This window comes from Luteolibacter sp. (assembly GCF_058122085.1).
This window is the reverse complement of the sequence record NZ_JBIKBQ010000043.1, coordinates 22,402-28,996: the sequence shown is the minus strand read 5'-3', so window position 1 is coordinate 28,996 and position 6,595 is coordinate 22,402. Positions and strand designations below refer to the sequence as shown.

The following is a 6,595-nucleotide window of genomic DNA, read 5'->3' as shown; positions in this document are numbered from 1 at the left end:
CCCGATCGAGCGACTTTGGCAGCACCTGAAAGGACACTACCTGGCCGGCTACTTCACGAAACAAAGCAAGGACCTCAGCGACAAGCTCGTTGAGTCGATCCAGCACTTGATGGATCTATCGAAAATCATCCGATCCGTTTGCAAAACGCATTCCGAACAAGGGAACTAATTTTTGGCAAAGGGTCTAAACACCAGCCCAAGTCCGCTTGACGGCGCGAGCGTCGTCGGGTCGGTAGAAGACTTCGTGCTCGCTGGTGCTGTTCGAGACCGTGTCGGTCGAGGGCGCTGTCCGGGATCAGCGCGCCTTGACGGCGTGCCCACTCCTCAAGATTTCGGATTTCGCTTCCGAAAGATGCTGGATCACCTGGGCGCGGACCTTCTCCACCGGCAACCGCTTGAGCGGCGTCCTCGAAAGCGCTTCGTTGATGGCGGCGAGCTTCTGAGATGGGGGTTGAACTTTCACTGGCATGAGGATGCTCCGATTCCCCGTTGGTGTCAATGGGGGAGGCGGGAGTCATGGAAGATGAAGATGAAGTGCGGCGGTCATAGACGCGCCGCTACAGGTGAGGATTATTGGCAGGCTTCGCAGGTGCCGCCGTTGAGCATCGCATCAATCGAGCAGGCGTTCTTTTCCTCGGCGGTGTAGGTTTTGGCACCGGCGGCGGTGGCGGCGGTTTGGGTGGCCATGACGCCGCGTTGTTCCTTTTTGACGTCGATGGTGGATTTCTCGATGTTGGAGGCCTGGAGGGTGCGGAGGTAGTAGGTGGTCTTGAGGCCCTTGTCCCAGGCGCGGCGATACATGTGGGAGAGGGTCTTCATCTCGGGGGTGGCGAGGAAGAGGTTGACGCTCTGGCTTTGGTCGATCCACTTCTGGCGGCGGGCGGCGGCGTCGATGATGTACTCGAAGTCGATGCCGAAGACGGTCTTGTGCTTGTGCTTGAGGGCTTCCGGGATGTCGTCGATGGCGTCGAGCTCACCGTCGAAATACTTGAGCTGGTCGAGCATTTCCTGGTTCCAGAGGTTGGCCTTCTTGAGGTCTTTGACGAGCTCGCTGTTGAGGACGATGAAGTCGCCGGAGAGGTTGGATTTGACGTAGAGGTTCTTGTAGTTCGGCTCGATGCAGGGGGTGGTGCCCATGATGTTCGAGATGGTGGCGGTGGGGGCGATGGCGAGGACGTTGGAGTTGCGCATGCCGTGTTTGGCGATTTTTTCGCGGACGACGGACCAGTCCATTTTGCCGCCGCGGGGGACGTCTATTTTGCGGCCGCGCTCGGATTCGAGGAGATCGACGGTGTCCTGCGGGAGGAGGCCGCGGTCCCATTTGCTGCCTTTGTAGCTGCTGTAGGTGCCGACTTCGGAGGCGAGGTCGCTGGACGCGTTGTAGGCGTAGTAGGCGATGGCTTCCATGAACTCGTCATTGAACTCGACGGCGGCATCGGAGGCGAAGGCGAGGTTGCGCTTGTAGAGAGCGTTTTGGACGCCCATGACGCCGAGGCCGATGGGGCGGTGGCGGGTGTTGGCGGTGCGGGCGGCTTCGGTGGGGTAGAAGTTGATGTCGATGACGTTGTCGAGGGCGCGGATGGCGACGGTGATGGTTTCCTTGAGCATCTCGTGATCGAGGGCGCCGTCACGGGTGATGTGGGTATCGAGGACGACGGAGCCGAGGTTGCAGACGGCGGTTTCGTCGGCGGAGGTGTTCAGCGTGATCTCGGTGCAGAGGTTGCTGGAGTGGATGACGCCGCAGTGGTCCTGCGGGCTGCGGACGTTGCACGGGTCCTTGAAGGTGATCCATGGGTGGCCGGTTTCGAAGACCATCTTGAGCATGGATTTCCAGAGCTCGAGGGCGGCCAGCTGGCGCGACCAGATTTTGCCATCGGCGGCCATTTGCTCATATTCGCAGTAGCGCTGCTCGAAGGCGGAGCCGTAGAGGTCGTGGAGATCGGGGACTTCGTTGGCACGGAAGAGGGTCCAGGTGCCGCGCTCTTCCATGCGTTTCATGAAGAGGTCGGGAACCCAGTTGGCGGTGTTCATATCGTGGCAGCGGCGGCGCTCGTCACCGGTGTTTTTGCGGAGGTCGAGGAAGTCCTCGATGTCGTTGTGCCAGGTTTCGAGGTAGGCGCAGCCGGAGCCGCGGCGTTTTCCGCCTTGGTTGACGGCGACGAGTTGGTCGTTGTGGAGCTTGAGGAAGGGGATGATGCCTTGGGATTCGCCATTGGTGCCCTGGATGTAGCCGCCGGTGCCGCGGACGGCGGTCCATGAACCACCGAGGCCGCCGGCCCACTTGCTCAAGAAGGCGTTTTCGGCGATGCCGCGATACATGATGGACTCGATGGAGTCGTCGACCTTGTAGAGGTAGCAGGATGAGAGCTGGCTGTGGAGGGTGCCGGAATTGAAGAGGGTGGGGGTGGAGGAGCAGAAGCGGCGGCCTTTGTAGAGGTTGTAGAGGCGGATGGCCCAGTCCTCGCGCTTGGTTTCCTCTTTTTTGAAGAGGCCCATGGCGACGCGCATCCAGAAGAACTGCGGGGTCTCGATGCGGCGGTGTTTGCTGCCGGTTTTGTCAACGATGAGGTAGCGATCGTAGAGGGTCTGGATGCCGAGGTAGTCGAAGTCGAGGTCGGCGGTGGGATCAAAAGCTTCGGCGAGTTTGTCGAGGTTGTAGAAGTCGAGGAGCTCGGGGTTGAGGCGCTTGATGGCGACGCCGTGCTTGAGGTAGGACTTGAAGGCGGCCTTGTGGGCTTGCTTCAGTTTGTCGATGCCGTCGCGGAGGATGGACCAGTCGAGGACTTCCTCGTAGATGTAGGAGAGGAGGATGCGGCCGGCGAATTTCGCGAAGTCGGCGTCCTTCTCGATGAGGGCCTTGGCGTTGAGGATGATGGTGTTTTTGAGGTCCTTTTCGGAAATCTCGTTGCCGACGGAGCGGCGGAGTTCGCGCTCGATTTCGGACTCGGTGATGTTGAGTTCGAGGCCGATGGAGGCGTAGGAAATGCGCTTGCGGAGATCGCCGCCGTCCCAGAACGAGGAGATGCCGTCGTCGTTGACGACGGTGACCATCAGCTCTTGGTTCGGATCTTCAGCGAGGTCCTCTTCTTCCTTGCGCATGCGGGCGCGCTCGTCGCGGTAGCGGACGTAGTGGGTGGCGGCCTTGAAGTGGCCCTGGCGCATGAGTTCCTCCTGGACCATGTCCTGGACGTCCTCGATGTGGACGAACGAGGAATCGCCGCGGCGGATGCGGTCGGTGACGCCCTTGGCGACCTCGACGGCGGGCTCGGGGTTTTCCTTGATGGTGAGGAAGGCTTTCCTAACTGCGATCTCGATCTTGGTCTCGGACCACGGGACGACGTTGCCATTGCGGCGGATCAGGCGGACGGGCAGGGAGTTCGGGCTGGTATGGACGTCCACGGTGCCGGTTTTCTCCATCGAGCGGCGGAAGGCGAGGGACTTGGCGACGTCGTAGGCTTCGTTTTCGAGCAGGGCCTTTTCGATGAGCAGATAGAGGTCGCCTTCCGAGAGGCGGAGGCGGCCGTCGGACTTCAGGGAGTCGGTGAGGAAGGCGGCGACGGAGTGGGCGACGTCGGAAACGAACTTGCGGTTGACGTCGGAGAAGATGGATTTTTCATCCTCGCGGCGGGAGATGAGGAGGTCGGCGAGGGAGTCGCCGATGGCGTCGGCGACGTCTTCGAGGGAGAAGTGGGAGTCAGTGGTGCCGCGGGTGATGGTGATGTCGGTGACCGGGGCGCGCTTCTCGGTGGAGAGGACGTCGCGCCAGGCGAAGCCGCGGTCCACGAGCGAGAATCGGTCTGTTACTACCTGCTTGAGGGCGAGGTCTTCGTTGAGGTTGAGTGAGCGGTACATGGTGTGATGGGGAGCGAGTTTTTAGGGAAGTTAGGGAGCGGGTGAGACAAGAGGGATGCGCGGGGCGAGACGCCCCAGCCACTTTTAAGGTTAGAGTTCGTCGTCGTCGACGGAGGCGAGGGCGGAGGCTTTCTGATATTCGGTGACGCGGCCTTCGAAGAAGTTGGTTTCCTTTTTGATGTCCATCATTTCGGCGAGCCAGGGGAACGGGTTGCTGACGGATTCGTTGAGCGGAGCGAGGCCGCAGGAGGTGAGGCGGCGGTCGGCGATGTAGTCGATGTAGGTTTCGAAATCGACGGAATTGAGGCCGAGGGCGGAGACCGGGAGGCAGTCGCGGATGAACTGCTTTTCGAGGGTGATGCCTTCTTTCATGGTGGCGCGGAGGTCCTCGCGGAAATCCTCGGTCCAGACGTCGGGATTTTCATCGATGAGGTCCATGAGGAGGTTGCGGAAGACTTCGATGTGGTTCGATTCGTCGCGCAGGGTGTAGCGGAACATCTGGCCGATGCCGGGGAACTTGTTCTGGCGGTAGAGGCTGAGGATCATGCCGAAGAGGCCATAGAACTGGGTGCCTTCCATGACCTGGCCGAACATGAAGATGTTCTTGGCGAGGGCCTGCCTGTTTTCGGTGATGGTGAGGTCGATGTCGCGGCGGAGGGCCTTGCTGTTGGAGACGACGAAGTTGTTTTTGGCGGTGATGGACGGGATGTCCTCGAACATCGCCTCGCACTCGTGCGGGTTGATGCCGAGGGAGGAAATCATGTAAACGAGCGAGTCGGCGTGGATGTTTTCCTCGTGGGCGTGGCGGCCGAGCACGAGCTTGAGTTCGGGAGCGGTGACGACCTCGCGGACGACGTGGAGCACGTTGTCGCCGACGATGCCTTCGGCGGCGGAGAAGTAGCCGATGCCCATCTTGATGATCCAGCGTTCGACGTCGGAGATTTCGTCGGAGCGCCACTGCTCGACATCCTTCTGCATGGTGATGTCCTCGGGCTCCCAGTGGTTGTTCTTCATGGTCTTGTAGAGGTCATACGCCCACTGGTATTTGAGCGGGAGGATGTTGAAGAACATGGTTTGCTTGCCGTTGATCACGCGCTTGCCGGCGTAAGCGAGTTCGGCTTTTTCGCGGTCGAGGATGAAGGTTTTGCTTCCGAGGGAGACGGTGGTGGTGGCGGGAGATGACATGGTGTTTGGCGAACTTGAAAAGCGGGTGAATCGGAGGGCCGGGCGGGAAGCGCAGCGGAGTGGAGACTGAGAGAAAATGACGGGCGTGGTCAAACCGATTTTGCTCATGTAGTATCCACAAATTATTCACAATACAAGATGTAGCGCTTTTAGGCGTGTAGCCACAATGTAAATCATGAGCAAGATCTAGGACTTGCGGCGATTGGTGCGAGGATACGGGGAGAAGTCTAGGGGGTCGGAAATTTTCGCCTAATGGTTAGGTCGGGGCGGTTTGGCGGAAATTTGAAAAAATCTTTTGATTTTTACGAAACATCGCCCGGGAAACCGGGCTGTTTGGTGCAAGGCGTTGGAGAGGAATATAAAAGTTTTGAATTCGCGGGAGAATGGCGGGTTCCGGCAAAGAAAAAGCCGCCGGTTTCCGGGTGGAAACGGGCGGCTGGAGAGGAAATCGGCGGGTCAGAATTCCCAGTCGTGGCGGTCGAGTTCGCAGACGCAGGCGATGAGCAGGAGGATGCAGGCGGCCAGGTCGTGTTTGTGGCAGGACTCGATGGTTTGGTGGATGTGGCGGGTGGGGATGGAGATCGCGCCGGCGATCGCGCCGCCGGCGACCATGCGCTGTAGGCTGGCGGTGTCGGTGCCGCCGGCGGCGAGGATCTCCGGCTGCCACTTGATTTTGTGGCGCTTGGCGGCGGATTTCATGAACTCGACCATCCGGTAGTCGCAGATGACGGAGGAGTCCATCAGCTTGATGGCCGCGCCCTCGCCGAGGGCGGTGCAGCGTTCCTGCGGGGTGGAGCCGGGGACGTCGTAGGCGATGGTGGTGTCGAGCCCGAAGCCGAAATCCGGCTGGATTTGAAGCGCGGCGGCCTGCGCGCCGCGGAGGCCGACTTCTTCCTGGACGGTGAAAACGGCGTAGAAGTCGAAGGCGGGCTTGCGCTTGGATTTCTTGAGCTCGCGGAGAGTCTGGATGAGGACGAAGACGGAGGCGCGGTTGTCGAGGGATTTGACGTTCACGCAGTCGCCGAGCTCGATGAGCGGCGAGTGGCGGGTGACGAAATCGCCGACGGCGACGATTTTATCGACCTCCTTCTTGGTCATGCCGGTGTCGATGAAGTAGTCGGTGATTTTGACGGGCTTGTGCTTTTCCTCCTGCGTCATGATGTGGACCGGCTTGGAGCCCATGACGCCCATGATGTCCTTGCGGCCGTGGATGATGACGCGCTGGGAGGTGAGGGTTTTGGGGTCGAATCCGCCGACGGGATTGAAGCGGACGAAGCCCTTGTCATCGACGTGGGTGACGATGAAGCCGATCTCGTCCATGTGGGCGGCGGCCATGATTTTTTTGGCGGATGAGCGGCCTTTTTTGAGGGCGATGATGCTGCCCATGTTGTCGATGCGGATGTCGTCGGCGAGGCCTTTGAGCTCGGCGAGGACGAGGTTGCGGATTTCCTTTTCAAATCCCGGAGCGCCGGGAGCTTCACAAATGCGGGTCAGGAGAGGGATATCGATAGGCATGACGGGCGGAAAATAGCGGGGTGAAGGGCCTTGGCGAGTGGGA

4 protein-coding genes are annotated in these 6,595 nt (G+C 60.2%); all 4 read right to left on the bottom strand.

Annotation, left to right across the window (positions count from 1 at the left end; genetic code table 11):
• Positions 1-295: 295 nt before the first annotated feature.
• The 4 genes from AC4DF4_RS08335 to AC4DF4_RS08320 all read right to left on the bottom strand — a co-directional run bounded on the left by AC4DF4_RS08335 (position 296) and on the right by AC4DF4_RS08320 (position 6,552).
• Positions 296-469: a hypothetical protein gene (locus tag AC4DF4_RS08335; RefSeq protein WP_490047660.1), complete on the bottom strand. Its 174-nt coding sequence runs from the start codon at positions 467-469 to the stop codon at positions 296-298.
• Positions 470-570: 101 nt separating this feature from the next.
• Complete coding sequence (locus tag AC4DF4_RS08330) at positions 571-3,852, bottom strand: ribonucleoside-diphosphate reductase subunit alpha (RefSeq protein ID WP_490047659.1); 3,282 nt, start codon at positions 3,850-3,852, stop codon at positions 571-573.
• A 90-nt stretch (positions 3,853-3,942) separates the two neighbouring features.
• Positions 3,943-5,037: a ribonucleotide-diphosphate reductase subunit beta gene (locus tag AC4DF4_RS08325; RefSeq protein WP_490047658.1), complete on the bottom strand. Its 1,095-nt coding sequence runs from the start codon at positions 5,035-5,037 to the stop codon at positions 3,943-3,945.
• 456 nt (positions 5,038-5,493) lie between these two features.
• Positions 5,494-6,552 (bottom strand): M42 family metallopeptidase, encoded by a 1,059-nt coding sequence (locus AC4DF4_RS08320; protein WP_490047657.1) that lies wholly within the window; start codon positions 6,550-6,552, stop codon positions 5,494-5,496.
• Between the last annotated feature and the right edge of the window lie 43 nt (positions 6,553-6,595).